This is a genomic window from Nocardia sp. 852002-20019_SCH5090214 (assembly GCF_001665865.1).
GTDB lineage: Bacteria > Actinomycetota > Actinomycetes > Mycobacteriales > Mycobacteriaceae > Nocardia > Nocardia nova.
Genome location: NZ_LZMK01000123.1, coordinates 1 through 26,678, shown reverse-complemented (window position 1 = coordinate 26,678; position 26,678 = coordinate 1). Strand labels below are relative to the sequence as shown.

Below are 26,678 nucleotides of genomic sequence, written 5' to 3'. Positions count from 1 at the left end.
TGACGTCATTTGTGACATCACGCCACCGCCAGGATATCGTCACGGTTGCTGTCATTGCTGGAATGTGACCGGAATGTCTGCCGATATCACGGGCGACGGTTCGGTGTCGTCTCCGCGACCGGGTAGCCTTTCTGACCATGACGAACGGTGAATCGACGCGAAGAGAGCTGCGCGCGTCCGGCACGGTCGGTGTCGCGATGGTGACCCCCTTTACCGCCGAGGGCAAGCTCGATGTCGATTCCGGCGTCGCCTTGGCCGCACGCCTGGTCGACCGCGGTGTCGACCTGCTCGCCATCTCCGGCACCACCGGGGAATCGCCGACCACCACCGAATCGGAGAAGTTCGACCTGCTGCACGCCGTCGTCGACGCCGTGGGCGACCGCGCCACCGTCATCGCGGGCGCCGGCACCTACGACACCGCGCACAGTATCGAGCTCGCTCGCAACGCCGAGCGTGCGGGTGCGCACGGTTTGCTGGTGGTGACGCCGTACTACTCGCGTCCGTCACAGGAAGGCCTGCTGGCGCATTTCACCGCCGTCGCCGATGCCACCGATCTGCCGGTGACGCTCTACGACATTCCGCCGCGGTCGATCGTGCCGATCGCCCCGGATACGCTGCGTCGCCTGGCCGAACATCCGAATATCGTCGCGGTGAAGGACGCCAAGGGCGACCTGGGCGCGGGGGCGGAACTGATCGCCGACACCGGACTGGCCTACTACTCCGGTGACGATGTGCTCAACCTGCCGTGGTTGTCGGTCGGCGCGGTCGGATTCATCAGCGTGATCGGGCATTTGGTGCCGGAGCGGCTGGTGCAGCTGCGCGACGCGTACGCGGCCGGTGAGGTGACGCTGGCCCGTGACATCAACGCCAGTCTGTTGCCCGTCAACCGCGCGATGGCCCGCGTCGGCGGCGTGGCCCTGATCAAATCCTCGCTGCGACTGCTCGGAATGGAAGTCGGCGAGCCGAGGCTGCCGCAGCTGATGCCCGTGGGTGTGAACTTGGAATCGATCGTCGCCGAACTGCGGCTGGCGGGAGTGCTTGCATGAGTGAACCGGTGAACCGTCGTCCGCGCCGGACCGCGAGCCGAGCGGCGGGAGCGCCGGCTCCGGCGCCGCCGCCCGCGCCGCGCAAGGAACCCGAAGCGCCTGCGGTGCAAGAGGTTTCAGCGCCCGCGACGCAACAGGCGCCGCCCCCGGAGCCCGCGCGCGCCGCCGAACCGGCCGTCGAGCGCCGGACCGCCCCTGAGCGACGCGAATCCGCTCCCGCGGCCCAGCGCGAAACCGCTCCCGCGCCACAGCGCGGCGAATCGGCTCCCGCGCAGCGCGGCGAGCAGACCGGCGACCGGGGCCGTTCCCGGCGTTCCGGCCGGGGCCGCCAGTCGGGCCGCGGTCGTACGGAACAGGCTGCGCCGCAACCGGTTTCGTCGGCATTGCCGATCGGGCTGCCGCCCAAGCTGCCGAAGCAGGGCCTGCGCGTCTACGCCCTCGGCGGCATCGGTGAAATCGGCCGCAATATGACCGTGTTCGAATACGACGGCGCGATGCTGATCGTCGACTGCGGTGTGTTGTTCCCCGAGGATCAGCAGCCCGGCGTCGACCTGATCCTGCCCGACTTCCGGCCGATCGAGGACCGGATCGACGAGGTGGCCGCCGTGGTGCTGACTCACGGGCACGAGGACCACATCGGCGCGGTGCCGTTCCTGTTGCGGCTGCGTCCCGACATCCCGGTCGTCGGTTCGAAATTCACGCTCGCGCTGGTGGCCGCGAAATGCCGCGAACATCGCCTGCAGCCCAAGCTGATCGAGGTCACCGAGGGCCAGCGGACCACCCATGGCCCGTTCGACTGCGAGTACTTCGCGGTCAACCACTCCATTCCCGACGCCATCGCGGTCGCGGTGCGCACGCCGGCCGGACTGGCCCTGCACACCGGTGACATCAAACTCGATCAGTTGCCGCTCGACGGCCGCCTCACCGACCTGGCCGGGTTCTCCCGCCTCGGCGACGAGGGCGTGGACCTGTTCCTGGTCGATTCGACCAATGCCGAGGTCCCCGGCTTCGTCACTCCGGAACGGGAGATCGGCCCGGTCCTCGACAGTGTGATCGGCAAGGCCAAGGGCCGCGTCATCGTGGCCTCCTTCGCCAGCCACGTCCACCGCATCCAGCAGGTCGTCGACGTGGCGCAGCGCTACAACCGCCGGGTGTGCTTCGTCGGTCGTTCGATGGTCCGCAATATGCAGATCGCGCAGGATCTCGGGTATCTGAACATTCCCGAGGGCATCGTGGTCGATCTGGATCAGGCCGCGAATCTGCCCGTGCACAAACTGGTGCTGATCTCCACCGGCTCGCAGGGCGAACCGCTCTCGGCGCTGTCGCGGATGGCGCGCGGCGACCATCGTCAGATCAACATCCGAGCCGACGATCTGGTGGTGCTGGCCTCCTCGCTGATCCCGGGCAACGAGAACGCGGTGTTCGCGGTGGTCAACGGCCTGGCCCGGCTGGGCGCCACCGTGGTGACCCAGCAGAGCGCGAAGGTGCACGTCTCCGGGCACGCCTCGGCCGGTGAGCTGCTCTACCTGTACAACGCGGTCCGCCCCACGAATGCCATGCCGGTGCACGGCGAGTGGCGGCATCTGCGCGCCAATGCCGCGCTCGCGGTGGCGACCGGCGTGCCCGAGGAACGGGTCATGCTCGCCGAGGACGGTGTGGTGGTCGACCTGGTCGACGGCATCGCCTCGATCGTCGGCCGCTATCCGGTCGGGCAGGTGTACGTCGACGGTTTGTCGGTCGGCGACGTGGGTGAATCGACGCTGTCGGACCGTCTGGTGCTCGGTGAGGGCGGTTTCATCGCGATCACCGTGGTCGTCGACGAGACCACGGGTAAGGCGGTCAGCACGCCCGAGGTCAGCGGCCGCGGCTTCTCCGACGATCCGGGTGCGCTGCTGGGTGCGCAGGAGCTGGTGGAGGCCGAACTGCTGCGCCTGGCCGGGGAGGGTGTCACCGATACGCACCGCATCGCACAGGGCGTGCGGCGCGTGGTGGGCCGCTGGGTCGCCGACACCTACCGCCGCCGCCCGATGATCGTGCCGACCGTCATGGGCGTCTGATCCTTCGATGTGGCCCCGCCCGCAGCGATGAGCCCGGGCGGGGCCGCTGCGCAGTGCCGATGAAGCGCAGGGACACCTGCGGGGTGACGCTGCCTACCTCCACCGGGCTCGGAACCATTACGCTCGGCCCATGAGTATGGCTCAACGGGAACGCCGGGCCCTGGTGTCGACCATGACGGCGGTCGGTCCCGACGCCCCGACCCTGTGCGGTACCTGGACGGTGCACGATCTGGCCGCGCATCTGGTGGTACGGGAGCGCCATCCCGCGGCCGCGCCGGGGATTCTGCTGAAACCCCTTGCGGGATACCTCGATTCGGTGCAGGCGAAGGTGTCCGAGAAGCCGTTCACCGAACTGCTGGAGCAGATCCGCACCGGGCCGCCGTGGTGGTCGCCGCTGAAGCCGGTCGACGCCGTGGTCAACCTGACCGAGATGTTCGTCCACCACGAGGACGTGCGCCGCGCCGACCCGGAGTGGAAGCCCCGCACCTTGTCGGCCGAGGACGAGCGCAAGTTGTGGTCGGCGACGCGGCGGATGGCGCGGATGGCGTATCGCAAATCCCCGGTCACCGTCGTGCTGGCGACGCCGGAGGGTGATCGCGTGACGGCGCACAACGTCGGCGGCGATGCGGTGGTACTCACCGGGCAGCCCTCCGAACTGCTGCTTCACGCATTCGGGCGCAACGAGGTCCGCATCGATGCCGCCGGCGGGGTGGACGATGTGGCCGCGGTCTTCGCCTCCGATCGCAGCGTCTGAGGCCTTCGCACGCGTCGTTTCCGGCCGCTGACGGCGTTGTGAGGTCGGCAATGATGTGGTTGGGATGGGTGTTGCGGATGGTCCCGATGGGGCTGTTGCGGCTAGCCTGAGGTCATGGCAGGTAAGTCCCGCGGCACCACGACGTCGAGTTCGCGGGCGGGATCCACCCGGGGGCGGGCTCCGGCGCGGACTCGCTCGGGAGGCGGACGCGCCCGATCGGCGCCGCGTGGCCGCACCACCGCGACCCGCCGGCCGGTGCGCCGGTCACCGCAGACCGCGCCGCTGGCGGTGCTCGGACGCGGTATCGGCAACGGCTGGTCGGTGCTGGCGCGCGGATTCGGCGCCACCACCCGCACCATCAGCCGCGCGGGGGAGATCGAACACGGTCACCGCCGCGACGGAATCGCGTTGGCGCTGGTCGCTTTCAGCGTCGTCATCGCGGCGGCGGTCTGGATGTCGGCGGGCGGCCCGGTGGGTCACTGGGTCGACACCGCGGTGCGCGCGATCGCCGGATCCGCCGCGGCCGTGCTGCCGTTCGTGGCCTCCGGTATCGCGGTGGTGCTCATGCGCACCGAACCGCGGCCCGAGATCCGGCCCCGGCTGGTGCTCGGCGGATTGCTGGTGGGACTGCCGGCGCTCGGAATCTGGCATATCTTCGCGGGCGCGCCGGCCGACGCGCACGGGCGCGCCCATGCGGCGGGTTTCGTCGGCTATGTGCTGGGCGGGCCGCTGCGCAACGGGCTCACCGCGTGGCTGGCGGTGCCGCTGCTGTTGCTGGCCATGCTCTTCGGACTGCTGCTGGTGACCGGGACGACCGTGCGCGAGGTCCCGCACCGGCTGCGTGAACTGTTCGGCCTGCCCGATCCCGAATACGGCGACGACGACGGGCAATACGGGCTCTACGACCCGGAAAACTATGACGCCGACGGCTTTCCGATGCACAAGAGCCGTTCCTCGCGGCGTGGCCGCACCCCGGCGGAGAATTATCCGACCGACGAATTCGGTGGCGCCGACGCCGTCACCGAGGTTCTCGGCGAACCGCCGTTGCGCGATGCGAAGGATATCGCCGAGCCGGACGAAACACCGCCCCCCGCAAGCAAACCCAAGACGCGCAAGCCGCCGAAGGTCGTCGACCAGACACCCGAGCCGCAGCCTCCGCAGCAACTGGAATTCGTCACCGACCGCGAGGTCGACGGGGATTATCAGCTGCCGCCGCTGACCCTGCTGACCGACGGTGATCCGCCGAAGAAGCGCAGCGCCGCCAACGAATCGATGATCGAAGCGATCACCGAGGTGCTGGTGCAGTTCAAGATCGACGCGGCGGTCACCGGTTTCGTGCGCGGTCCGACGGTCACCCGCTACGAGGTCGAACTCGGCCCCGGTGTGAAGGTCGAGAAGATCACCGCCCTGGCTCGCAATATCGCTTATGCGGTGGCCACCGAGAATGTGCGTTTGCTCGCACCGATTCCGGGCAAGTCGGCGGTCGGTATCGAGGTGCCCAATGCCGACCGCGAACTGGTCCGGCTGGCCGATGTGCTCAAGGCGCCGTCCACGCGAAACGACCACCACCCCTTGGTGATCGGCCTCGGCAAGAACATCGAGGGCGAATTCGTCTCCGCGAATCTGGCGAAGATGCCGCATCTGCTGGTCGCCGGTTCCACCGGTTCGGGTAAGTCGAGTTTCGTCAACTCGATGCTGGTCTCGCTGCTGGGCCGCGCCACTCCGGACGAGGTCCGGATGATCCTCATCGACCCGAAGATGGTGGAACTCACACCGTACGAAGGCATTCCGCATCTGATCACGCCCATCATCACCCAGCCCAAGAAGGCCGCCGCCGCGCTGGCCTGGCTGGTGGAGGAGATGGAACAGCGGTATCAGGACATGCAGGCCAGCAAGGTCCGCCACATCGACGATTTCAACAAGAAGGTGAAATCGGGCCAGATCACCACGCCGCTGGGCAGCGAGCGCGTGTACCGGCCCTACCCCTACATTTTGGCGATCGTCGACGAGCTGGCCGATCTGATGATGACCGCGCCGCGCGACGTCGAGGACGCCATCGTGCGCATCACTCAGAAGGCGCGCGCGGCCGGCATCCATCTGGTGCTGGCGACCCAGCGGCCCTCGGTGGACGTGGTGACCGGTCTGATCAAGACCAACGTCCCCTCCCGGCTGGCGTTCGCGACGTCCTCGCTCACCGACTCCCGCGTCATCCTGGACCAGCCGGGTGCGGAGAAATTGATCGGTATGGGCGACGGCCTGTTCCTGCCGATGGGCGCGTCCAAGCCGACCCGATTGCAGGGCGCGTTCATCTCCGACGAGGAGATTCAGGCCGTCGTCGACTTCGCCAAGAATCAGGCCGAACCCGAGTACCAGGAAGGCGTCACCACCGCCAAGGCCGGGGAGAAGAAGGACGTCGACCCGGATATCGGCGATGATCTGGATGTCTTCCTGCAGGCCGTCGAATTGGTCGTCACCTCGCAGTTCGGTTCCACCTCGATGCTGCAGCGCAAATTGCGCGTCGGATTCGCCAAGGCGGGCCGCCTGATGGATCTGATGGAGACCCGCGGCGTGGTCGGCCCGAGCGAGGGCTCCAAGGCGCGCGACGTGCTCGTCAAACCCGATGAGCTGGACGGACTGCTGTATTCGATCCGCGGCGGGGGAGAGGCGGAGCCGGCGGCCGAACCCGATGCGATCGATGCCTAGGCTCCCGGCGTAGGCCTCACCCGGTGTAGGCCCAGCCGGTGACGGTCCGGATCTCGACCCGGATAACCGGTCCGCGCGGGGCGTTGCCGCGATACTGCGGGTATTTCGCGGTGAGCCAGGCGATCGCCTCCGCGCGTTCGGTGTCGCCGGTGGCGACGGCGGCGGTGCCGTCGAGCCGGACCCACCACAGCCGCGACCAGTCCTCGTCGTATTCGTCGGCCAGTACCGAGACCCGGTTCTCGGCGGCGATATTGCGCAGCCGCTGTAAATCCGTCGTCGATTTGGGCTTCTGATCGACCGCGGTGACCAGGATGCGGCCCGTCGGGGAGAGTGCGAAGGTCACGGGCACCAGATGGGGCCGGCCGGTCGGATCGGTCGTACCCAGCCGGGCAACGCGGGCCGCGCGAGCTCGCGTCAGTGCCGTATCGGGATCCAATCGCACCGGTTCACGGTAGATCGCCGGACGGCGCGGTGTGGCCTACAGCGGCGCGTTCTCTCGCTGGATCTGCTCGGCCGCCTCCGCCTGGATGCGCTCGAACTGCGCACCCATCGCCGCGGCCAGGGCATTGGCCGCCGAAAGCGGGCGGACCATCACCATCAGATCGTCGATGCGGCCCGCCTCGTCGGTGTGGATGAAATCCGCACCGGTGACATGTTTACCGTCGACCGTCGCCTCGAAGATCAACGTCGAGTCGTGCCCCTCGGTGATTTCGCGGACGTAACGGAAGTCCTCGAAGACCCGCATGACGCCGCGCAGAATCGCGGCGGTGATGGCCCGGCCGGGATAAGGCTTGAACGCCACCGGGCTGGTGAACACGACGTTCTCGGCGAGCAACGCCTCGATCGCCGCGCTGTCACGTGCCTCCACGGCCTGTCGGAATGCCTGCATCGCCACCTCGCATATGCAACTGGTTGACTATGCCGAGCATCGTAGCGGGCTTCGCCGCGCCTGCCTAGGCGTTCGGCGCCGCCTGTGCCGAGAAGGCGCCCATCACCGGGGTCCATTCCAGGAATCGCTTCGCGTCGATCAGCCCCTCCCGGGCGAACGGATCGGCCGCGAGCAGCTCCTCCAACGCCGCGGCATCGTCGGCGCGGAACAGCAGCAGCGCGCCGGAGCCGTCGGCATACGGCCCGGTCGACAGGACCACATCCCGGTCGACCAGATTCGACAGCCATTCCCGATGGCGGGGCCGATGCTCGTCTCGCCCGGCGGCGGTGGCATCGGAATAGGTGTAGTGGACGGCGAAGATCGGCACGCGAGCTCCCGAAAGATTCAGAGGGTCAACAGCATTCGAGTATTGCCGAGGGTATTCGGCTTGACGTAGCTGAGGTCGAGGAATTCGGCCACACCGGTGTCGTAGGAGCGGCACATCTCCGCGAACACTTCCGCCGTGACGGGCGTGCCGTCGATCTCGGCGAACCCGTGCCGGGAAAAGAACTCCACCTCGAAAGTCAGCACGAACAGTCGCTGCAGCTGGAGTTCGCGGGCGGTCGCGATCAGCTGATCCACGATCAGGCGCCCGACGCCCTGTCCTTTGGCGTCGGGGTGGACCGCGACCGTACGCACCTCGCCCAGATCGGCCCACAGCACGTGTAATGCGCCACATCCCACCAGGCGCCCGTCGGCCTCGGCCACCCAGAATTCCTGGACCGACTCATAGAGTGTGACGAGATTCTTCTCCAGCAGAATGCGGCCCGCGTAGACGTCGACGAGGCTTTTGATCTCGGGCACATCCGAGGTGCGGGCGCGTCGGACGACCACGGTGCCGGGGCCGGTGGCGCCGATCGAATCAGTGTGGTGTGCCCGCGTCGTCATGGGGTGCACAGTAGTCGGGTCGTTAACCGATAGTCTGGTGGAGTGCCGCACATCTCGTCCGCCCGCCTGCCTCGATCCGCCGGGGGCCGCGGCTGCGTGCATTCCGGCCGGGGGTGCCGGTGAGCGTGCAGAGCGACGACATGGACCGGACCTGGGCCGAGGCCGGCAGAGCGCGGGCGAATCTCGTTCCGCCGCAACCGAAGCGGACGGTCGAGCCGTCCGCGGTGCCACTGATGAACATCGCCAACATTCTCACGGTCCTGCGCATCGTGATCGTGCCGATCTTCCTGCTGGCGCTGTTCGCCGCCGGCGGCCACGACACCGGGTGGCGGATCGCCGCGGCCGCGCTGTTCGGCGTCGCGGCCATCACCGACCGCATCGACGGACAGCTCGCGCGCAAGTACGGACTGGTCACCGACTTCGGCAAATTGGCGGATCCGATCGCCGACAAGGCGTTGATCGGTGCGGCCCTGATCGGGTTGTCGGCACTGGGCGATCTGCCGTGGTGGATCACTGTCGTGATCTGTGCCCGCGAGATCGGCGTGACGTTGCTGCGACTGGCGGTGGTGCGCCGCGGCGTGATTCCGGCCGGCCGCGGCGGTAAGGCCAAGACCCTGGTGCAGTCGGTGGCGATCGCCGTTCTGCTGCTGCCGCTGGCGGGCGCGTGGGCGAGCGCCGGAATGGCGCTGATGTATGTCGCCGTGGTGCTGACCGTGGTGACCGGACTGGATTACGTGGTGCAGGCGGCCCGATTGTGGGCGCGGCCGGTCGAGCGGCGGTGACGACGGTGGGCACCGAGGTGGCCGCCGCCGACCCGCTGGCCGCTGTCCCCGAGGCCGGCGAACTGGTGGCGACGCTGACCCGCATCGGTCAGACCGTGGCCACCGCCGAATCCCTGACCGCCGGTTTGCTCGCGGCCACCATCGCGGGGGTGCCGGGAGCCAGTGTGGTGTTGCGCGGCGGAGTGATCGTCTACGCCACCGATCTCAAACATCGCCTGGCCGGCGTGAGCGAGGACACCTTGGCCACGGACGGGCCGGTCGCGGCCGGAACCGCCGAACAGCTCGCCGTCGGCGCGCGCACGGTGTGCGGGGCCGACTGGGGGATCGGATTGACCGGCGTCGCCGGGCCGGACCCGCAGAACGGCTGCGCGGTCGGCACCGTCTTCCTGGGGCTGAGCGGGCCCGAAGGGACCGAGGTGGTGCGGTTGCAGCTGGCCGGGGACCGGTGGACGATCAGGATGAGCGCGGTTCGTACGGCCGTCGCGGAGCTGCTGCGCCGCGTCGGTGGCGGCGACCGCACCGGCACCGGCTGACGACGGCTTTCCGGTGGCTGCCGATCGGTTCCCGCGGACGGGAACCAACGGGGTGGCATGCGACGTTGGCACTGTAGACGGAGGGGTGCGTCACGCTCGACGGCGGTCGCGCTCGGCCCGGTGAGGCGAGAACGTGAGGAGAACGAGATGACGCTGCTTCGAGAGGCCATCGGCGAGAGTCTGCGGCGCGCTCGGATCGCCCAGAGCCGGACCCTGCGCGAGGTGTCGACGTCGGCACGCGTGAGCCTGGGCTATCTGTCCGAAGTCGAACGCGGCCGGAAAGAGGCCTCGAGCGAGCTGCTGGCCGCGATCTGCCAGGCGCTGGACGTGCCGCTGTCGCAGGTGCTGGTCGACGTGAGCGCCACCATGGCCGACGCCGACGCCCCGGCCCCCGCGACGGAGACCGCCGACACCGCGCCCGCCGCGAGTGCGTCGGCCCGTGCGGGAATCGCCGAGGACACCCGGATCGTGATTCCGGCCCCGAAGGCCGAGAAACTGGTCTTGGTGCAAGCGAAGTGACTCGCCGCGAACCGGCGATCACAACTGCCGGCGCCGGATCGGCGCCGGCAAGGCTGTACGACGGAGCGGAAACCGATAGATTCTCTGTAAGCGTCGGTTACGGGTGGTTCGGCAGCCCGGATCCGATGCCGTGGAGGATAGGGACACAGGGGTGCGTGACGGTCGCGCACCGCCGCCGTGCTGGGGCGCGGCGTAGTCAGATGGAGGCGGGATCAATCGATGGCTAATCCGTTCGTGAAGGCCTGGAAGTACCTGATGGCCCTCTTCGATTCGAAGATCGAGGAGCATGCGGATCCGAAGGTGCAGATTCAGCAGGCTATCGAGGAAGCCCAGCGTCAACACCAGGCCCTGTCGCAGCAGGCCGCGTCGGTGATCGGTAACCAGCGCCAGCTGGAGATGAAGCTCAACCGTCAGCTCGACGAGGTCGAGAAGCTCAACGCCAACGCGCGCCAGGCCGTCCAGCTGGCCGATCAGGCCAATGCCGCCGGCGACGCCGACAAGGCGATCCAGTACACCAACGCCGCCGAGGCGTTCGCGGCCCAGCTGGTCACCGCCGAACAGTCCGTCGAGGACCTGAAGGTGCTGCACGACCAGTCACTGCAGGCCGCCGCCCAGGCCAAGAAGGCGGTCGAGCAGAACGCCATGCTGCTGCAGCAGAAGGTCGCCGAGCGCACCAAGCTGCTCAGCCAGCTCGAGCAGGCCAAGATGCAGGAGCAGGTCTCCGCATCGCTGCAGCAGATGGATTCGACGCTGTCCGCTCCCGGCAGCACCCCCAGCCTGGACGCGGTGCGCGAGAAGATCGAGCGTCGCTACGCCAACGCGCTGGGCGCCGCCGAGCTCGCGCAGAACACCGTGCAGGGTCGCATGATGGAGGTGCAGCAGGCCAGCGTGCAGATGGCCGGCCACAACCGCCTCGAGCAGATCCGCGCCTCCATGCGTGGCGACGCGCTGCCCTCGGGTGACTCCGCCGGTCAGTCCATCGCCAACCCGGCTCAGCCGCAGGTGAACAAGGGCCAGGCCGCGCAGCAGTAAGGCGCGTAGCGGGTCGATCGGAAGGCTGGGCAGATGGGACGAACGCGGGCAGGTAACGAGCCCGCGCCGACCCGTGCGCGGCCCTGGTCCCGATCCGCTCGCGGCGCCGCGTCCGCGCCGCCCGCCTCCGCCGCACCGTCGGCCGATGCGGCGCGGACGCCACTGACGACCTCCCCGCCCGTCGCCGACGCCGCCGCGTGGCAGTCGATCGCCGAATCCATTGAGCGGCATCGGGTTTCCGCTGCGGCCACGCCTTCACCGGCTTTCGAGGAGAACGCGGTGACCGGCGTCGACGATCCCTCGCCGCCGGGCGTGACCACATCCGCCGCGTATGCCGAGCCCGAAGGTGCCGGTGCACATAGTCGATCGTCCGAGGCGGTGGACGACACGGGCGCGGACCGGAACTCCCGGGCCGAGGGCCGAGACGTGAACACCCGTCGCCGTGCGGCGCGCGAGATTCTGCGCGGTCGTCGTGTAGCGCCGTCCGGTCGTCGGTCTCGTCGGCGTGGCAAGGCTCCCGATATCGAATCCGATGGCGGCCGGACGATAGTCGATCCCGCATCGGACACGGAGAACCCGAGCGCTCACGGCGTCGACCACGAGATCCGTGAGCCGGACAGCGGGCCCGCTTGGTCGCCCACCGGATCACGCGGAGCCGGTGGGAATGCGCGCGAGCGCCGTCGTTCGCCTGGCCGAGGTGCGTTTCGCGATCCCATCGCCCACACCGTGGCCGCGGAGGAGCCGCTCGCACGCGCCGGGCGGGTTCCGGGCACGCTACGCGACGCCGGGGAATTCGCCTTGCATGCGGTCCGGAAGTGGGCCGACCCGCGGGAGCGTGAACTTCGCCGCCGGCGGCGGGTGCGGCGACGCAGCCTCCGCTGGAGCGCGGCCTCGGGCGTGACCGCGCTGGGAACGGCCGGACTGGTCGCGATCTCGGCGCCCGTGTGGGCGGTTGTGGTGGTCGGTGGCGGTGCGGCCGCGCTGGTGACCGGCGCCGCGGTGAGCACCCGCCGATACCTGGAGTTGCGTCGAAACCCCTTGCCGCCCGCGGCGTTCGTACCCCGGCGGCTGCCCGCAGCGCAGTCCGCGGCGCGGGCGCCCATCGCCCGGCTGGTCCGGGCGGAACGCGCCTTTCACGCCCTCGGCCGTCAGATCGAGGCGAGCGGGCGAATCCCGGCCGACGATTTCGCCGACACCGTGGCGACCGCGGCATCCGGCGCGGCCGCCCTGCACGCTCTCGCCGGGGATATCGCGGCGATGGAAAAGGCGCTCGCGGTGGTTGCGACCTCGCATGCCGGGGCGGGATTGCGGCAGCAATCGGGCGCGATGGTCGGCCGGCTGGAATCCGGCGTGACCGAATACGAGCAGCTTGTCGCCGCGGCCGGTCAGATCCTGGCGGCCGGGGCGAGCGAAGCGCCGACCCCGGCGGACGAATTCGGCTGGGCCATGTTCACCCTGCGCGAGGCGGCCGACCGACTGGACGGCTGGGCTCAGGCCCTCACCGACCTGGCCGACCGGCACTGAGTGCGGGCTCCTCGGCGGCGTCGGGTCCCTGGGGCCGGTGGCGCCGCGTTCAGGGCCGATCCTCGCGGCTGATCCGCCTAGGGGTTCACCCTGATATTTCCCGGATATCGGTTGTGACCTGGTGATTTTCCGGCGTCGAGTTGACAGTATGGAGGAGTCGGATCGCGTTGACGGCGGTTCGGAAACCTTCGGGAGGAATGGACATGTTCTGGAAGATTCTGGGCGTCGTCGCGCTCGTGTGGCTGGCGCTGATCGTGATCGGCGCGCTGGTCAAGGCGTTGTTCCCGATCCTGATGATCAGCGTCGTGGTCTTCGGCCTGTACCTGCTGTACAAGGCCGTCTCCGGCTCGAACAAGTCGACGGTCACCAAACTGTAGTGAGCCAACCCCGGGCCGTTCGGTACGAATACCTAACGGCCCCTTGCTGTTTCGCGACGGCGAAGCCGAGGAACCGGTCGTGTTAGCGTTTCGGAGCGGTGCACGTTCATGGTTCTCGGCCGCCTCGATTGTGGACCGACGGAGCGAAGCGGAGGCAAATGCTAGAGCTACCCGAGGATTGGGAGCGCGGTCTGGTGATCGTCGCCCATCCCGACGATATCGAGTACGGTGCCGCGGCCGCGGTGGCGCGCTGGACGAAGCAGGGTAAGCACATCCGGTATCTGCTGGCGACCAGCGGTGAGGCCGGGATCGCGGGCCTGCCGCCGGCCGAGTGTGGTCCGGTGCGGGAGCAGGAGGAGATCGCGTCGGCGCGCGCGGTCGGGGTCGAGGATGTGGAGTTTCTCGGCTATCCGGACGGGCGGATCGAGGGTGGGCTCGGTTTGCGCCGCGATCTGGCCGCGGCGATCCGGCGGCATCGACCGGAGATGGTGGTGTTGTTCAATTTCGGCGACACCTGGGCGCCGGGTTATGCGAACAGCGCCGATCATCGCGCGGTGGGGCGCAGTGCGCTGGACGCGATCTCGGACGCGGGCAACGAATGGATCTTCCCGGAGCTGGCCGAATTGCCGATCTGGACGCCGCGCTGGGCGGCGGTGGTGGGTCCGGTGGTGACGCATGCGGTGGATGTCACCGATACCGTTCGGGCGGCGGTGGATTCGCTGATGCAGCACAGTCGCTACCTGAGCGCGCTGAGCGATGAGCCGGTGGCGGATCAGGCCCGCGCCATCGTGGATCGGGCCACGGGACCGCAAGCGGGCTTCGATGCCGAGCGGGCGGTCGGGTTCGAGTTGTACCACTTCGCCGACTGATCGCCGGCACTGTGAGCGGCCACGATCGTCCCGGGCGCCGTTCATGACCGTCGGGTAGCTGTGCCCGCCCGGCATCGGGCAGGGAGGGGGTATGGCAGGGTGGGGCGCATGCGAGTGGCTGTCGTCGCGGGTCCGGATCCGGGTCATGCGTTTCCGGCGATCGCGCTGTGCCTGCGGTTTCTTCAGGCGGGCGATGATCCGGTGTTGTTCACCAGTCCGCGCTGGTTCGATGCGGCGCGGGACGCGGGCATCGCGGTGCGGCGGTTGAAGGGTTTGGCGCCGCGCCCGCAGGACGACGACGCCGACGCCGGCGCGCGGATCCACGAACGCGCGGCGCATATCTCCTCGGAGATCCTCCCCGATCTCAGTGCGATGCTGCCGGAGCTGGTGGTTTCGGATGTGCTCACCGCCGGCGGTGGGATGGCCGCCGAGCGGCTGGGGGTGCCGTGGGTCGAGTTGTCGCCGCATCCGCTGTATCTGCCGTCGAAAGCGTTGCCTCCCATCGGCAGTGGGCTCGCGCCGGGGGAGGGCCTGCGTGGGCGGATGCGCGATACGGTGCTGCGCGGGCTGACCGCGCGCGCCATCACCCGCGGTGAGCGCCAGCGTGGAGCGGCCCGGGCGAGTGTGGGCCTGCCGGAGGTGGATCCGGGTCCGGACGCGCGGTTGATCGCCACGCTGCCCGCTCTGGAGGTCGAACGGCCGGATTGGCCCGCGGACGCGCACGTGGTGGGGCCGCTGTTGTGGGAGCCGACCTCGGAGCTGCTGGCGCCGCCGCCCGGCGACCGGCCGCTGGTGGTGGTCGCGCCCTCGACCGCCCGGACCGGGTTCGATGATCTGGCGACCGGTGCGTTGGAGGCGCTCGCGGACAGTGCTGTGCGCGTGGCGATTTCGATGCTCGATACGCCCCCTGCGGATCTTCCGCCGTGGGCGACGGCGGGTCTGGGACGGCAGGACGAGCTGTTGCGCCACGCCGCCGTGGTGGTCGGCGGCGGGGGACACGGATTGCTGGCCAAAACTCTGCTCGCCGGCGTGCCGATCGTGACGGTGCCCGGTGGCGGGGATCAGTGGGAACTGGCCAATCGTGCCGTCCGCCAGGGGAGTTCGCTGCTGGTGCGGCCGTTCACCCCGGAATCGCTGCGCGCGGCGGTGCACACCGTTCTCGGCGACGAGTCCTATCGCAAGGCCGCCGCCGCGGCCGCGGCCACCGTCTCCGATGTCGCCGATCCGATCGACATCTGTCACCGCACGCTGGATCGGGCTCGCGCGAGCTGACCGCACGCCCGCCGGCGGTTCGTGCGCGACCGGTACCCTCGGCACGGTGCGGTTGACTGAATTTCAGGAACTCTTGCATACCGAATTCGGCGTCGCCCGCGGCGACCTGCTGCTGGCCGATCATGTCCTGCCCTCGATGAACGGCCGTACCGGCGCCCAGGCGATCGAGGACGGTATCGACCCGCGCGAGGTCTGGCGGGCCTTGTGCGCGGAATTCGACGTACCGAAGAACCGCTGGTGAGCGCCGGCCGTCGGCTGCGTCACAGCGACCTTGACCTCGAGCTTGCTCGAGGTTGCAGGGTGGTCGCATGGATACCGAGATCACCGAGAACCGGATTCGGGAACTACTGGACCGGTCCGAGATAACCGACTTGCTGGACCGCTATCTGCGTTCGCTCGACGAGGGTGTGTTCGACGACCGGTGGGCGCGCACCTACTACACCGAGGACGCGACCGCGGAGATGCCGATCGGCACCGTCCACGGCCGCGACGCCGTACTCGCGCACATCCGGCGCGGGATGGCGCTGTTCGACCGGACCGTTCACCTGGGAACCAACGCGGTGATCGAGATCGACGGCGACCGCGCCACGGCGCGCGGCGCCCAGTTGAGCACCCATGTCCTCGCCGATGGCTCCGAGGCGGTGTTCATCTCTGCGGGCCATGCCGACACCGAATTGGTCCGCACAGCCGACGGCTGGCGGATCCGGGCCTCCTCGCTACGCATCACCTGGACTCAGGGAACCCCGCCGCGATTGCCTGCGGGGCTCGGATCCGAAGGGTGACCGCATTTTCTCCGGGCAATCGGCGCCGATTCAGCCGACCTGGATCTCGGCGGCAGCCGGTTCCGCCGGCTCGGTGGTCCCGGCACGGGTGCGGAACAGAGCGAAGGCGATGATGCCGAGAACGATGCCCACACCCGCCGCCACCGCGACCGCGGCGTCCAGCCCGGACACGAACTGCGACACCGTGATCCGGTCCTCGTTCGCCGAGCTGCGGAATACCGTGCCGAGTACCGCGACACCGAGGGCCAGGCCCAGCTGCCGGGCGGTGTTCACCGCTCCGGCGGCGGTGCCGCTCTGCTGCGGAGGCACCGCGGCCATCGCGACCGCCACCAGCGGCGGCGCGAGCACACCGATGCCGATGCCGATCACCACGTAGCCGAAAAGGAGTGCGCTCCAGGTGGATCCGGCGTCGATCACGCCGAGCAGGCCCGCCCCGATACCGGTGATCACCAATCCGCCACCGATGGTCCAGCGGGGCGCCACGTCGTGCAGCCACCGCCCGAACGCGCCCGAGACCACGAATGCCGTCGCCGCCATCGGCAGCATGGACAGGCCGGCGCGCAGCGGGCTGAGCTGCAGCGGCTGCTGCAACCACAGCGAGATCAGGGGACTGCTCGCGAAGGCGGCGAAATTGAAGCCCGCCGCCGCGACCAGGGTGGCCGTGAATTCCCGGTTGCGCAGCAGCGCGAGCGGGAACATCGGTGTGGCGCTGCGTGATTCGACGAGAGCGAAGCCGGCGAGCGCGATCGCGCCGAGGATCAGCGTGCCGACTGCCGCGCCGTCGCCCCACCCGTCTTCCCCGCCCCGGATGATGCCGTAGGTCAGCGCGGTCGCCGCGACGGCGAAGGCGGCCATCCCGGCGACGTCCACGCTACGGCCGGGCCGGCGCGGCGACGGGCCGAAGGCGTACAGCGACAGCACGATGGTGACCGCCGCGATCGGCAGGTTCACCAGGAAGATCCACCGCCACGACAGCAGGTCGGTCAGTACCCCGCCGAGCACCACCCCGATGCCGGCGGCCGCCCCGGCGACCGCACCCCACGCGCCGAACGCGGTGCCGCGATCGCGGCCGATGTAGGTGGCGTGCAGCAGCGACAGGGTGGTCGCGAACATGGCCGCACCGCCCACTCCCTGCACGGCCCGCGCGGCCACCAGCAGGGCCGAGGACTGAGCCAGTCCGCAGGCCAGAGAGGCGGCCGCGAATATCGCCAGACCCGCGAGATAGGTGGGTTTGGCGCCGAATCGGTCGGCGAACGAGCCCAGCACCAGCAGCAGTGCCGCCAGGCCCAGCGCGTAGCCGTCGACGACCCATTGCAACCCCGACAGTCCGGTGCCGAGATCGGCGGCGATGTCCGGGAGCGCGACGTTGACGATCGTGACGTCGATGAGCAGCATGAGCGTGCCGAGGCACGCCGCGAACAAGGGGAGCCATTTCCGCATGGCGACCTCCGGGTAGTGCGAACGATATCGACGCCAAGCGTGCGAGATGTTTGAATATCCATCCAGCTATCCGGCCGTCGATGCGAGATTCCGCCTGTGAACCCCGAAGACGAAATCGAATCCTCCGTTCTCGATACGCTCGACAAGCAGATCGTGCACGGCCTGGTCACCGATGCCCGCATCCCGTTCGCCACCCTCGGCGCGATCCTCGGTGTCTCCGAGCAAACCGTGGCCCGCCGCTATCGATCGATGCGCCAACGCGGCATCCTGCACGTCTCCGGCCAGGTCAACGCCATGCCGCTGGGGAATACGCGCTGGATGCTGCGGGTGCGGTCCACCCCGGACAAGGCGCTGCGGCTGGCCGAATCGCTGGCGCGGCTGCCGGATGTGAGCTGGGTGGCGCTGCTGTCGACCGGTTCGGAGGTCACCTGTGTGAGCCGCCCGCGCTCGATCGAACAGCGAGATGCGTTGCTGCTCAACGTTCTTCCGCGGGCCAGCCAGGTCACCGGGTTGATGGCCTACGAGATCATCCACCGGTTTCCGCTGGCGGAGGAGTGGCCGCGCTACAGCCGCTTGCTGACCGCCGAACAGCTGCGGCGGCTGGGACCGCGGCCCGCGATGAACGATCAGCGCGGACCCGACGCGCCGATGGACCTGTCCGCGGCCGACGAGGCGATGCTCGCGCTGCTGGCCCGCGACGGACGCGCCTCCTATGCCCGGCTGGCGGCCGAAACCGGCTGGAGTCCGACCCGGGTCGCGCGGCGGATGTCCGAGCTGGCGGCGGCGGGCGTGCTGTATTTCGATCTCGATTTCGCCGTCGAGCGCATGGGATACGCGGTGCGGGCCTCGCTGTGGGTGCGGACGCGCCCGGCCGAGCTCGACGCCGTCGGCCGGGCGATCGCCACCCATCCGGAGACGGCGTTCGTCGCGGCCACCACCGGGCCCACCAATCTGGTCGCCTCCATCGTCTGCCGCGACAGTTCGCACCTGTACCGCTACCTCACCGAGCGGCTGGGGGCTCTGGACGGGATCGTCGACGTCGAGGTCACCCCGACGCTGCGGATGCTGAAACAGGCGCAGGCGTTGATGCAGACCGACCGGATCGCGGTGGTGCCGACGGCAACTCGATGACGAGGCCACGGCGGATCGAGGCCGCATGACCGGCCGGACAGCGCGGCGATTGCCGGGAACGGGGTGCGGCTGTGCGGCTGTCGTGCGTGTCGGCGGGCGCGTCGCTTGCCTCGAACACGTGTTCGTCTAAGCTTGCCGTCAGAACTTGTCGGTGCCGCCCTCTACCGTGGGCGCTAACCACACAACGAGACTTACCCGTCAGAAGGGGAACAGACGATGGCACCACAGGCCTACGACCGCGACAAGGCGCTCGAGCTCGCTCTGGCGCAGGTCGAGAAGAGCTTCGGTAAGGGCGCGATCATGCGCCTGGGCGAGGAGGCGCATCAGCCCATCTCGGTCATTCCGACGGGTTCGATCGCGCTGGATGTGGCGCTGGGCATCGGCGGTCTGCCGCGTGGCCGCGTCGTGGAGATCTACGGTCCGGAATCCTCCGGTAAGACCACGGTCGCTCTGCACGCCATCGCCAACGCGCAGGCCAACGGCGGACTCGCGGCCTTCATCGACGCCGAGCACGCGCTGGATCCGGAATACGCCCGCAAACTCGGTGTCGACACCGACGCCCTGCTGGTGTCGCAGCCCGACACCGGTGAGCAGGCGCTGGAGATCGCCGACATGCTGGTGCGCTCCGGCGCGCTGGACATCATCGTCATCGACTCCGTCGCGGCGCTGGTACCGCGTGCGGAAATCGAGGGCGAGATGGGCGACAGCCACGTCGGTCTGCAGGCCCGCCTGATGAGCCAGGCGCTGCGCAAGATGACCAGTGCGCTCAACAACTCCGGCACCACCGCCATCTTCATCAACCAGTTGCGCGAGAAGATCGGCGTGATGTTCGGCTCGCCCGAAACCACCACGGGTGGTAAGGCATTGAAGTTCTACGCCTCCGTGCGTCTGGATGTGCGCCGCATCGAGACGCTGAAGGACGGCAGCGATGCGGTGGGTAACCGCACTCGCGTCAAGGTCGTCAAGAACAAGGTGTCGCCGCCGTTCAAGCAGGCCGAATTCGACATCCTCTACGGTGCCGGCATCTCCAAGGAGGGCTCGATCATCGATATGGGTGTCGATCAGGGCTTCATCCGCAAGTCCGGCTCCTGGTACACCTACGAGGGCGATCAGCTCGGCCAGGGCAAGGAGAACGCCCGCAAGTTCCTGTTGGAGAACACGGACGTGCGCGACGAGATCGAGAAGAAGATCAAGGAGAAGCTCGGCATCGGTGCCGACGTCACCGCAGACGCGGGTGCCGAGGCGCCCGTCGACTTCTAACCGATGCCGCACCGGGAAGCGCCGGGGTCCACACCCCTCCCGGACCCTGGCGCCTCTCGGCTCGACGCCGTCGAACGCCTGCGGCGGCAACTGGAAGACATCGACTCCCGCTCCCGACGCAGTGGCGACCCGGACGACGAGTCGTGGTCGAAACCCGTTCGCCGACAGGGCGGTTCGCCCCGACGTCGGCGATCGGCCACGGGGGATTCGCTCACCGGTGTCTGGCGTTCCGACGACGGCCCGGTGCCCCAGCATGATTCGGTCGATGCCACGGGCACAACCGGCCCCGTCGACCGGCCGGTATTCGAGCCCGAGCTTCCGCCCCGCATCGAGCCGGAGATTCGGTCCGGTTCCGAGCCCGACGCTGGGCGTCGTGGTGGGCTCGAGGGGCGGGACGGTTCCGAGCCTGAAGGGCGGACGCAGTCGAGTGTGGAAGCCGCGATCTCCGGTCGTTTCGGTGATGGCTCTGCGACACAAGCCTCCCAGGCGCGCAATCGAATGCGCGCACTGCAGGCCGAGGTCGACGCGCTGCAGCGCGGGTGGGGCGAGCGCGTCGACGGCGATCGTCAGTCCGACCGCATCCACCGGGCGGAGGGGCAGCCGAAGGGTGGCGACAACGGCTCGTTCGTTCCGGACGACCGGGGCTCGAGAAAACGGTCACGCGGGGACGGCGGCGACGGGGGAGGGCGCCGGGGTTCGCGGCGTCGATCCGGCACCGACGGCGGGAAGCGTTCCGACGCCGCGCAATCCGCTGCACCGAAGGCGGGGACCGAGGCGCAGGCCAAGGACATCTGCCTGCGCCTGCTCACCGATCGGGCGCGCAGCCGCGCCGAACTGGCGGACAAACTGGCGGCCAAGGGGTTCGCACCCGAGGTCGCCGAGCGGGTATTGAACCGCCTCGCCGAGGTCGGGCTGATCGACGATGCGGCCTTCGCCGAACAGTGGGTGCATTCCCGTCACACCTTCTCCGGCAAGGGGAAAAAGGTTCTCGCGCAAGAACTTCGACGGAAAGGGGTGTCCGACGCCGACGCCGGGCCCGCGCTGGCCGCCATCACCCCGGCCGACGAGAGCGCCCGCGCCGCCGAACTGGTCCGCCGCAAGCTCACCACCCTGCCGCCGGACCTCCCCACCGACAAGAGGACCAACCGGCTGGTGAGCATGCTCGCCCGCCGCGGCTACAACCAGTCCATGGCCTACGCCGTGGTCAAGGACGAGCTCGCCGCGGCCGCCACGTCGAGCAGTGGCCCCGACGGTTTCGACCACACAGATCCCGTCGCGGACGACGAACCCGCCGACGGTGCCGGGCCTCTTGTAGCGGAACATCATTCGCCGAGCGGCCGGGGAGGCGGAGGGGCCGGGCTCGGCGGGATCGGGGCGGTGTCGCGGAAGTCCGGGCCCGACGACGCCGAGCACGCCGCGGAGTTGGTGCGGAAAAAGCTCGCGACGCTGTCGCGCGATGTACCGCGGGACAAGGCAACCGCGCGGCTGGTGGGCATGCTCGCCCGCCGCGGCTACCCGCAGTCCATGGCGTATGCCGTGGTGAAGGATGAAATGGCCGCGGCCGCGCAATCCTTTGCCACACAGCCGAACCGGACCGAGAACTCCGTCGGCGATACCGAGGAGAGCGCCGGCACGGATGCGGTAGCGGCGGATTCCGGCCACGACGACGCGGAGCGAGCAGCGGAACTGGTGCGCCGCAAAATGCGCACCCTGCCGCGAAACCTCTCTGAGGACAAGGTGGTCAATCGCCTCGTCGGCATGCTCGCCCGCCAGGGATACCGGCAGTCGATCGCCTACGCCGCCGTGCGCGCCGAACTCGCGCAGGGTTACCCGCCCGCGTGACTCGACCGGTGTCCGGTGCAGGCCCTATGCTGCGCTGATGACCACCGACGTGCGGGGCGGCGGCAGCCGGCGCCGACACGTCGGGGCGGTCGCCGTCTGGGTCGGGCTGGCGGTGGCGGGGTCGTTCACCCGTCCGTTCGGTGTCGCCGCGACGGTGCTGGTCGCCGGTGTCGCAGTCGTGGTCGCCGTCGGTGCCCTTCGGGTCGGGACACGGCGAATGTCGCTCACGCCGGCGGTTCGGCGCGCGGTGGTGGTGTGGTCGATCCTGTTCGCAGCCGTACTGGCGTGGGAACTGTATGCCTGGCTGTCCCAGCCCGCACTGCTCGTCCCCGACGCCGCGCATCCGACCCTGTCGACCCTCCTCAGCCCCGCGCTGGAGGCTGGGCCGGGCCGCTTCCTCGGATGGCTGATCTGGTTGGGGGTCGGATGGTGGCTGGTGCGGAAATGACCGATCGCGCCCTCGTGATCACGGGATTCGCAGTCCTGGCCGTCATCGTGATCAGCACGGCGGTGGTGGCATATTGGCGCCGTATATCGTTCGCCGGCCTCGGCGACACCGTGCGCTATCTGACCCGCACCCGAACCGCCCGCATCGTCGCGGTAATCCTGTGGGCGTGGCTCGGCTGGCATTTCCTGGCCAGATAGTCGCAGGGAAGGCACAGCGGCCGATTGGACACCCATCCCCGGCCGCCGCGAGTGGCGTGGCCCGGCGACCGGGGTGGTGCGCGTTCAGGATCGACCATCGAGCCGGCGGGTGCGAGGGTTGTGCTCGGTGCGAGCGCAACTCGTCCCGCGGAGGACGTCGACACCGTCGCCCTGCCCAGCTGCGCACCCGAATCCGCCGCGATCGCCGAACCGCCCGGTTACGGCGCCGCGGTCCGGCTCAGCGACAGATCCACGCCCGGCGCGGCATCGGTGAGCACCGAATTCACACCCAGCACCGTCCGCCCCCGGCGCCGCGACCGCAACCGCTGCTCCACTCTGGTGGCGAGGACAGTCAGCGCCCAGTTCAGGGCGATCATGATGACGGCGACCACGATCAGCGCCGGCACGGTGTTCTGCTCGGCCGCACCCAGCTGCTGACCCTGGCGCACGATTTCCTGATAGGTGATCTGGTAGCCGAGTGCGGTGTCCTTGAGCGCCACGACCATCTGCGAGATCAGCGCAGGCAGCATCGCCGTCACCGCCTGCGGCAGCAGGATGATCCGCATCATCTGCCCCTTGCGCAATCCCAGCGCCTGGGCCGCCTCGGTCTGGCCGCGCGGCAGCGATCGAATGCCCGAGCGCACGATCTCGGCGATCACCGACCCGTTGTACACGGTCAGGGCGATCACCACGGCCGCCAGCGCCAGCTGGTCGGAGGCGAACAGATTGTCCTTGGCGAACCAGTTGTAGAGGAAGATCATCAGGATCAGCACCGGAATGGCCCGGGCCACCTCGACGATCACCCCGGCCACCCACCGCACGACGCGATGCTCGGACAGGCGCAGCAAGCCGAAGACCACGCCGATCACCATCGCGAACACGATCGCCAGCGCGGCGGCCACCAGGGTGCCGCGCAAGCCGGGCAGGATGTAGGTCTGCCAGACCTCCGACTCTACGAACGGCTTCCACTTCTCGGCGGTGAGCTGGCCCTTCTCGTCGAACGCCCGCCACACCAGCCAGCCGAGCACCACCAGGACCGCCAGCACCAGCACCGAATACAGCGCATGCCGCCGGCGCGCCTTCGGGCCGGGGACGTCGTAGAGGACCGAGGCATTCGCACTCATCGCTTCACCTCGAATCGCTTGGCCAGCCAGCCGAACAGCAATCCGGTGGGCAGCGTGAGAATGACGAAGCCGAGGGCGAAGATCGCGCCGATGGCGAGAATGTCGGCCTCGGTCTCGTTCATGGAGGCCATCAGTGCCGCCGCCTCGGCCACACCGATCGCCGACGCGATCGTGGAATTCTTCGTCAGCGCGATCAATACGCTGCCCAGCGGCGCGATCACCGACCGGAACGCCTGCGGCAACACCACATGTCGCAGATTCTGACCGAAAGTCAAGCCCAGTGACCGTCCCGCCTCGGACTGCCCCAGCGGCACGGTGTTGATACCCGCGCGCAGCGATTCACACACGAACGACGCCGTGTACACACTCAAGCCGAGGACGGCGAAACGAAAGTTGTTGGTGGGCAGGAAATCCAGCCCCGAACTCTCACTCGCGAGTTTGATGCCCAGGGTCGTGTAGAGACCGAGTGAGCAGAACACCAGGATCAACGTGAGCGGGGTATTGCGGAGCACGGTCACATACGCGGTACCGATCCACCGCGCCACCGGAATCGGCGACACTCGCATCGCCGCCACCAGGGTGCCGATGATCAGCGCCCCGACGGCGGAGAACACGGTCAGTTCGATGGTTACCCAGAAGGCGTCCCACAGCTGATTGTCGTATCGGGAGATCAAGTCGAACACGGTGGACGCGCCCTCCTACTTCTCTGTGCCGGACAGGGTTCCGGGCGGCCGGAACCCGCGCCGAATCAGTAGCGGTCGACCTGCGGCGGCGACGGGATCGGGAAGGTGTTGCCGAAGTTCTTCTCCAGCGAGGCTTTCCAGGAGCCGTCGTTGATCATCGCCTCGATCGCATCGTTGATCTTGTCGCGAGACTCCTTGTCGCCCTTCTTCAGGCCGATGCCGTAGTTCTCGGTCGTGAACGGCTGCCCGACCACCTTCAACTGGCCCGGAGATTGCGCGGCGTAACCGGCCAGAATGATGTTGTCGGTGGTGACCGCGTCCACCGCCCCGGATTTCAGCGCCTCCACGCACAGCGAATAGGTGTCGTATTCCTGCAACTGCACATCGTTGGCGAAATTCTTCTGAATGTTCTGCGCCGGTGTGGATCCCTTCACCGAGCAGAGCTTCTTGCCGCCCTTCAGCGATTCCGGACCGGTGATATCGGCGTTGTCGGCGCGCACCAGCAAGGATTGGCCCGCAACGTAATACGGCCCGGCGAAGTCGACCTTCTGCTTGCGCTGATCGGTGATCGAATAGGTGGCGACCACATAATCGACCTGCCCGTTCTGGATCAGCGTCTCGCGTTGTGCGGAGGGAGCCTCCTTGAAGGTGATCTTGTCCGGGCTCACGCCGAGCTTTCCGGCGACGTAGGTCGCCACATCCACATCGAATCCGGAGAACGACCCGTCCCGATTGCGCAGGCCCAGACCCGGCTGATCGAATTTGATGCCGATGGTGAGTTTGCCTTCCGACGCGTGTTCGGTGGCGGTCTTGTTGCTGCCGCCGCCGCATCCGGTCGCGACGACCGCGATGGCCAGCGCGCCGATGCCGAACCGCAGCGCTCGGGTGATCCTCATCGAATGCCTTCTCTCTCGTGAAGTGTGAAGGGTCCTCCGCGGTGCGCGGGCCGGTCATCGATCCCGCCGCGGTCGTGCATTGCGATCAATGGCTCAAGATTTTGCCCAGGAAATCCTTGGCACGCTCGGAAGCGGGTGCGGTGAAGAAGGTTTCGGGCGCCGTGTCCTCGACGATCCGGCCGTCGGCCATGAACAGCACACGGTCTCCGGCGCGGCGGGCGAATCCCATCTCGTGCGTGACCACCAGCATCGTCATGCCCTCCTTGGCCAATGCGACCATCACCTCCAGCACCTCGTTGACCATTTCCGGATCCAGCGCCGAGGTGGGCTCGTCGAACAGCATCACCTTCGGATTCATCGCCAACGCCCGGGCGATGGCCACGCGCTGCTGCTGACCGCCCGACAGCTGCGCCGGATACTTGTGGGCCTGATCGGCGATGCCCACCCGCTCGAGCAGTTCCAGTGCCCGCGCGCGGGCCTGCTTCTTGTCGATGCGGCGCACCTTGACCGGCCCGAGCACGACGTTGTCCAGGATCGTCTTGTGCGCGAACAGATTGAACGACTGGAACACCATGCCCACGTCGGCGCGCAACTTCGCCAGTGCGCGGCCCTCGGCCGGAAGCTCGACACCGTCGACGGCGATGGTGCCGGAATCGATCGGTTCGAGCCGATTGACGGTGCGGCACAACGTGGATTTGCCCGACCCGGAGGGGCCGAGCACGATCACCACCTGCCCCCGCGGCACCTCCAGATTCACATCGCGCAGCACATGCAGATCGCCGAAATGCTTGTCCACGTTGCGCATCGAGATCATCGGTGGGACGGTCGCGGTTCCCGCGGATGCCTCGGCCGCGACCGGATCGGAGGTGTTCCCAGCGCTGGCGGTGCCGGGTGTTGCGTCGGCAGCATCGGTCATGACAGTCGACCCTAGAGCGGTCCTGCGCGAAATGCGCACTTTTGGCGCGTGCGTCGCGCCGTCGCCGCCTGCGCTTAACCCGGTGGTGACCTGGGCACCGGCCCGCGTGACCGGCGTCACCGCGGCCCGGTCCCGGGCGACCGGGGTGGGCGTCCGATTTCGCGCAGCGTCTACCCTGGACCCGTGAATTCGTCCATGCAGGTTGCAGCGCATTCGGCTGCGGGACGCGCCCCCGGTTCGGCCACCGATCCGCAGTCCCCGCGGACCTACGAGGTGCGCACCTACGGCTGCCAGATGAACGTGCACGACTCCGAACGGCTGTCGGGCCTGCTCGAGGACGCCGGATACACCAAGGCGACGGGCGGGCAGACCGCCGATCTGGTGGTGTTCAACACCTGCGCGGTGCGCGAGAACGCCGACAACAAACTGTACGGAACGCTCGGACATCTGGCCCCGATCAAGGCCGAGCGGCCCGGTATGCAGATCGCGGTCGGCGGCTGCCTGGCGCAGAAGGACCGCGACACCGTCGTGCGCAAGGCGCCCTGGGTCGATGTCGTCTTCGGCACCCACAACATCGGGTCGCTGCCGGTGCTGCTCGAGCGCGCCCGCCACAACGAGCAGGCGCAGGTCGAAATCCTGGAATCGCTGGAGGCCTTCCCGTCCACGCTGCCGGCT

Annotated in this window: 27 protein-coding genes and 3 pseudogenes; 21 read left to right on the top strand and 9 right to left on the bottom strand. The window is 68.6% G+C overall.

The window, feature by feature from the left end; genetic code table 11:
- Nucleotides 1-137: 137 nt before the first annotated feature.
- The 4 genes from dapA to A5780_RS10280 all read left to right on the top strand — a co-directional run bounded on the left by dapA (nucleotide 138) and on the right by A5780_RS10280 (nucleotide 6,560).
- Nucleotides 138-1,046: a 4-hydroxy-tetrahydrodipicolinate synthase gene (gene dapA / locus A5780_RS10295; RefSeq protein WP_063019211.1), complete on the top strand. Its 909-nt coding sequence runs from the start codon at nucleotides 138-140 to the stop codon at nucleotides 1,044-1,046.
- Nucleotides 1,043-3,103 (top strand): ribonuclease J, encoded by a 2,061-nt coding sequence (locus A5780_RS10290; protein ID WP_064908307.1) that lies wholly within the window; start codon nucleotides 1,043-1,045, stop codon nucleotides 3,101-3,103. Before dapA ends, A5780_RS10290 begins: the two co-directional genes overlap by 4 nt.
- A gap of 130 nt (nucleotides 3,104-3,233) precedes the next feature.
- Nucleotides 3,234-3,857, top strand: coding sequence for a TIGR03085 family metal-binding protein (locus A5780_RS10285; protein WP_030513197.1), 624 nt, complete (start codon nucleotides 3,234-3,236; stop codon nucleotides 3,855-3,857).
- 114 nt (nucleotides 3,858-3,971) lie between these two features.
- On the top strand, nucleotides 3,972-6,560 hold the full coding sequence (locus tag A5780_RS10280) for a DNA translocase FtsK (RefSeq protein WP_064908306.1): 2,589 nt from the start codon (nucleotides 3,972-3,974) through the stop codon (nucleotides 6,558-6,560).
- A 16-nt stretch (nucleotides 6,561-6,576) separates the two neighbouring features.
- Here the strand turns inward: A5780_RS10280 and A5780_RS10275 are convergent, their stop codons facing one another.
- The 4 genes from A5780_RS10275 to A5780_RS10260 all read right to left on the bottom strand — a co-directional run bounded on the left by A5780_RS10275 (nucleotide 6,577) and on the right by A5780_RS10260 (nucleotide 8,376).
- Nucleotides 6,577-7,002: a TIGR03668 family PPOX class F420-dependent oxidoreductase gene (locus A5780_RS10275; protein WP_064908305.1), complete on the bottom strand. Its 426-nt coding sequence runs from the start codon at nucleotides 7,000-7,002 to the stop codon at nucleotides 6,577-6,579.
- 36 nt (nucleotides 7,003-7,038) lie between these two features.
- Complete coding sequence (locus tag A5780_RS10270) at nucleotides 7,039-7,449, bottom strand: nuclear transport factor 2 family protein (RefSeq protein WP_064904206.1); 411 nt, start codon at nucleotides 7,447-7,449, stop codon at nucleotides 7,039-7,041.
- A 64-nt stretch (nucleotides 7,450-7,513) separates the two neighbouring features.
- Nucleotides 7,514-7,816 (bottom strand): YciI family protein, encoded by a 303-nt coding sequence (locus A5780_RS10265; RefSeq protein WP_063017419.1) that lies wholly within the window; start codon nucleotides 7,814-7,816, stop codon nucleotides 7,514-7,516.
- Between the two features lie 17 nt (nucleotides 7,817-7,833).
- On the bottom strand, nucleotides 7,834-8,376 hold the full coding sequence (locus A5780_RS10260; protein ID WP_064904197.1) for an amino-acid N-acetyltransferase: 543 nt from the start codon (nucleotides 8,374-8,376) through the stop codon (nucleotides 7,834-7,836).
- Nucleotides 8,377-8,495: 119 nt separating this feature from the next.
- On the opposite strand from A5780_RS10260, the gene pgsA reads away from it, so the two are divergent.
- The 10 genes from pgsA to A5780_RS10210 all read left to right on the top strand — a co-directional run bounded on the left by pgsA (nucleotide 8,496) and on the right by A5780_RS10210 (nucleotide 16,066).
- Nucleotides 8,496-9,158, top strand: coding sequence for a CDP-diacylglycerol--glycerol-3-phosphate 3-phosphatidyltransferase (gene pgsA / locus A5780_RS10255; RefSeq protein ID WP_227463066.1), 663 nt, complete (start codon nucleotides 8,496-8,498; stop codon nucleotides 9,156-9,158).
- Nucleotides 9,155-9,691, top strand: coding sequence for a CinA family protein (locus tag A5780_RS10250; RefSeq protein WP_369829515.1), 537 nt, complete (start codon nucleotides 9,155-9,157; stop codon nucleotides 9,689-9,691). Before pgsA ends, A5780_RS10250 begins: the two co-directional genes overlap by 4 nt.
- A 147-nt stretch (nucleotides 9,692-9,838) precedes the next feature.
- Nucleotides 9,839-10,210 (top strand): helix-turn-helix domain-containing protein, encoded by a 372-nt coding sequence (locus tag A5780_RS10245; protein ID WP_030513205.1) that lies wholly within the window; start codon nucleotides 9,839-9,841, stop codon nucleotides 10,208-10,210.
- 219 nt (nucleotides 10,211-10,429) lie between these two features.
- Nucleotides 10,430-11,242, top strand: coding sequence for a phage shock protein PspA (gene pspA, locus A5780_RS10240; RefSeq protein WP_030513206.1), 813 nt, complete (start codon nucleotides 10,430-10,432; stop codon nucleotides 11,240-11,242).
- 726 nt (nucleotides 11,243-11,968) lie between these two features.
- Nucleotides 11,969-12,766 (top strand): hypothetical protein, encoded by a 798-nt coding sequence (locus A5780_RS10235; RefSeq protein ID WP_104365956.1) that lies wholly within the window; start codon nucleotides 11,969-11,971, stop codon nucleotides 12,764-12,766.
- A 203-nt stretch (nucleotides 12,767-12,969) separates the two neighbouring features.
- On the top strand, nucleotides 12,970-13,143 hold the full coding sequence (locus A5780_RS40795; protein WP_030513209.1) for a hypothetical protein: 174 nt from the start codon (nucleotides 12,970-12,972) through the stop codon (nucleotides 13,141-13,143).
- Nucleotides 13,144-13,301: 158 nt separating this feature from the next.
- Complete coding sequence (locus tag A5780_RS10225; protein ID WP_064908304.1) at nucleotides 13,302-14,012, top strand: PIG-L deacetylase family protein; 711 nt, start codon at nucleotides 13,302-13,304, stop codon at nucleotides 14,010-14,012.
- Between the two features lie 108 nt (nucleotides 14,013-14,120).
- Nucleotides 14,121-15,284, top strand: coding sequence for a glycosyltransferase (locus A5780_RS10220; protein WP_063017423.1), 1,164 nt, complete (start codon nucleotides 14,121-14,123; stop codon nucleotides 15,282-15,284).
- A 46-nt stretch (nucleotides 15,285-15,330) separates the two neighbouring features.
- The gene (locus tag A5780_RS10215; RefSeq protein WP_030513212.1) at nucleotides 15,331-15,525 is read left to right on the top strand and encodes a DUF3046 domain-containing protein; all 195 of its coding nucleotides are present in this window, start codon (nucleotides 15,331-15,333) and stop codon (nucleotides 15,523-15,525) included.
- A gap of 67 nt (nucleotides 15,526-15,592) precedes the next feature.
- Nucleotides 15,593-16,066 (top strand): nuclear transport factor 2 family protein, encoded by a 474-nt coding sequence (locus A5780_RS10210; protein WP_063017425.1) that lies wholly within the window; start codon nucleotides 15,593-15,595, stop codon nucleotides 16,064-16,066.
- Nucleotides 16,067-16,096: 30 nt separating this feature from the next.
- Here A5780_RS10210 and A5780_RS10205 read toward each other — a convergent pair whose 3' ends face one another.
- Complete coding sequence (locus A5780_RS10205; RefSeq protein WP_064908303.1) at nucleotides 16,097-17,506, bottom strand: MFS transporter; 1,410 nt, start codon at nucleotides 17,504-17,506, stop codon at nucleotides 16,097-16,099.
- A 96-nt stretch (nucleotides 17,507-17,602) separates the two neighbouring features.
- On the opposite strand from A5780_RS10205, the gene A5780_RS10200 reads away from it, so the two are divergent.
- From A5780_RS10200 to A5780_RS10180, 6 genes and pseudogenes are all read left to right on the top strand, one after another.
- Nucleotides 17,603-18,637: an Lrp/AsnC family transcriptional regulator gene (locus tag A5780_RS10200; RefSeq protein WP_227463068.1), complete on the top strand. Its 1,035-nt coding sequence runs from the start codon at nucleotides 17,603-17,605 to the stop codon at nucleotides 18,635-18,637.
- Between the two features lie 216 nt (nucleotides 18,638-18,853).
- Complete coding sequence (gene recA / locus A5780_RS10195) at nucleotides 18,854-19,897, top strand: recombinase RecA (RefSeq protein WP_025351561.1); 1,044 nt, start codon at nucleotides 18,854-18,856, stop codon at nucleotides 19,895-19,897.
- A 579-nt stretch (nucleotides 19,898-20,476) separates the two neighbouring features.
- Nucleotides 20,477-21,124: pseudogene (recX, locus tag A5780_RS42500) on the top strand (recombination regulator RecX); the annotation flags it as partial.
- A 51-nt stretch (nucleotides 21,125-21,175) separates the two neighbouring features.
- Nucleotides 21,176-21,457, top strand: a pseudogene (locus A5780_RS43055) (recombination regulator RecX); the annotation flags it as partial.
- Between the two features lie 319 nt (nucleotides 21,458-21,776).
- Nucleotides 21,777-22,187 carry a hypothetical protein gene (locus A5780_RS10185; protein WP_064908302.1) on the top strand — a complete coding sequence of 137 codons (411 nt, stop codon included), beginning with the start codon at nucleotides 21,777-21,779 and terminating at the stop codon, nucleotides 22,185-22,187.
- Complete coding sequence (locus tag A5780_RS10180) at nucleotides 22,184-22,384, top strand: DUF6186 family protein (protein WP_063017432.1); 201 nt, start codon at nucleotides 22,184-22,186, stop codon at nucleotides 22,382-22,384. The genes A5780_RS10185 and A5780_RS10180 overlap by 4 nt, the downstream gene beginning before the upstream one ends.
- A 218-nt stretch (nucleotides 22,385-22,602) precedes the next feature.
- Here A5780_RS10180 and A5780_RS10175 read toward each other — a convergent pair whose 3' ends face one another.
- The 4 genes from A5780_RS10175 to A5780_RS10160 form a co-directional block, all read right to left on the bottom strand.
- Nucleotides 22,603-23,508 (bottom strand): amino acid ABC transporter permease, encoded by a 906-nt coding sequence (locus tag A5780_RS10175; protein WP_063017434.1) that lies wholly within the window; start codon nucleotides 23,506-23,508, stop codon nucleotides 22,603-22,605.
- Nucleotides 23,505-24,191: an amino acid ABC transporter permease gene (locus A5780_RS10170; RefSeq protein WP_064908301.1), complete on the bottom strand. Its 687-nt coding sequence runs from the start codon at nucleotides 24,189-24,191 to the stop codon at nucleotides 23,505-23,507. The genes A5780_RS10175 and A5780_RS10170 overlap by 4 nt, the downstream gene beginning before the upstream one ends.
- A gap of 65 nt (nucleotides 24,192-24,256) precedes the next feature.
- Entirely contained in the window at nucleotides 24,257-25,087 is an 831-nt protein-coding gene (locus tag A5780_RS10165; protein WP_063017437.1) for a glutamate ABC transporter substrate-binding protein, read from the bottom strand.
- An 85-nt stretch (nucleotides 25,088-25,172) separates the two neighbouring features.
- Nucleotides 25,173-25,901, bottom strand: a complete 729-nt coding sequence (locus A5780_RS10160) for an amino acid ABC transporter ATP-binding protein (RefSeq protein ID WP_064908334.1) — start codon at nucleotides 25,899-25,901, stop codon at nucleotides 25,173-25,175.
- A gap of 297 nt (nucleotides 25,902-26,198) precedes the next feature.
- Between A5780_RS10160 and A5780_RS10155 the strand changes: the two are divergent.
- Nucleotides 26,199-26,678, top strand: a pseudogene (locus tag A5780_RS10155) (tRNA (N6-isopentenyl adenosine(37)-C2)-methylthiotransferase MiaB); the annotation flags it as partial.

What these genes read in the sequence shown, in the direction of transcription:
- dapA (WP_063019211.1), top strand. Translation starts at nt 138, where the DNA reads ATGACGAACGGTGAATCGACGCGAAGAGAGCTGCGCGCGTCCGGCACG.
- A5780_RS10290 (WP_064908307.1), top strand. Translation starts at nt 1,043, where the DNA reads ATGAGTGAACCGGTGAACCGTCGTCCGCGCCGGACCGCGAGCCGAGCG.
- A5780_RS10285 (WP_030513197.1), top strand. Translation starts at nt 3,234, where the DNA reads ATGAGTATGGCTCAACGGGAACGCCGGGCCCTGGTGTCGACCATGACG.
- A5780_RS10280 (WP_064908306.1), top strand. Translation starts at nt 3,972, where the DNA reads ATGGCAGGTAAGTCCCGCGGCACCACGACGTCGAGTTCGCGGGCGGGA.
- A5780_RS10270 (WP_064904206.1), bottom strand. Translation starts at nt 7,449, where the DNA reads ATGCAGGCATTCCGACAGGCCGTGGAGGCACGTGACAGCGCGGCGATC.
- A5780_RS10260 (WP_064904197.1), bottom strand. Translation starts at nt 8,376, where the DNA reads ATGACGACGCGGGCACACCACACTGATTCGATCGGCGCCACCGGCCCC.
- A5780_RS10245 (WP_030513205.1), top strand. Translation starts at nt 9,839, where the DNA reads ATGACGCTGCTTCGAGAGGCCATCGGCGAGAGTCTGCGGCGCGCTCGG.
- pspA (WP_030513206.1), top strand. Translation starts at nt 10,430, where the DNA reads ATGGCTAATCCGTTCGTGAAGGCCTGGAAGTACCTGATGGCCCTCTTC.
- A5780_RS40795 (WP_030513209.1), top strand. Translation starts at nt 12,970, where the DNA reads ATGTTCTGGAAGATTCTGGGCGTCGTCGCGCTCGTGTGGCTGGCGCTG.
- A5780_RS10225 (WP_064908304.1), top strand. Translation starts at nt 13,302, where the DNA reads ATGCTAGAGCTACCCGAGGATTGGGAGCGCGGTCTGGTGATCGTCGCC.
- A5780_RS10220 (WP_063017423.1), top strand. Translation starts at nt 14,121, where the DNA reads ATGCGAGTGGCTGTCGTCGCGGGTCCGGATCCGGGTCATGCGTTTCCG.
- A5780_RS10210 (WP_063017425.1), top strand. Translation starts at nt 15,593, where the DNA reads ATGGATACCGAGATCACCGAGAACCGGATTCGGGAACTACTGGACCGG.
- A5780_RS10205 (WP_064908303.1), bottom strand. Translation starts at nt 17,506, where the DNA reads ATGCGGAAATGGCTCCCCTTGTTCGCGGCGTGCCTCGGCACGCTCATG.
- recA (WP_025351561.1), top strand. Translation starts at nt 18,854, where the DNA reads ATGGCACCACAGGCCTACGACCGCGACAAGGCGCTCGAGCTCGCTCTG.
- A5780_RS10185 (WP_064908302.1), top strand. Translation starts at nt 21,777, where the DNA reads ATGACCACCGACGTGCGGGGCGGCGGCAGCCGGCGCCGACACGTCGGG.
- A5780_RS10180 (WP_063017432.1), top strand. Translation starts at nt 22,184, where the DNA reads ATGACCGATCGCGCCCTCGTGATCACGGGATTCGCAGTCCTGGCCGTC.
- A5780_RS10175 (WP_063017434.1), bottom strand. Translation starts at nt 23,508, where the DNA reads ATGAGTGCGAATGCCTCGGTCCTCTACGACGTCCCCGGCCCGAAGGCG.
- A5780_RS10165 (WP_063017437.1), bottom strand. Translation starts at nt 25,087, where the DNA reads ATGAGGATCACCCGAGCGCTGCGGTTCGGCATCGGCGCGCTGGCCATC.
- A5780_RS10160 (WP_064908334.1), bottom strand. Translation starts at nt 25,901, where the DNA reads ATGATCTCGATGCGCAACGTGGACAAGCATTTCGGCGATCTGCATGTG.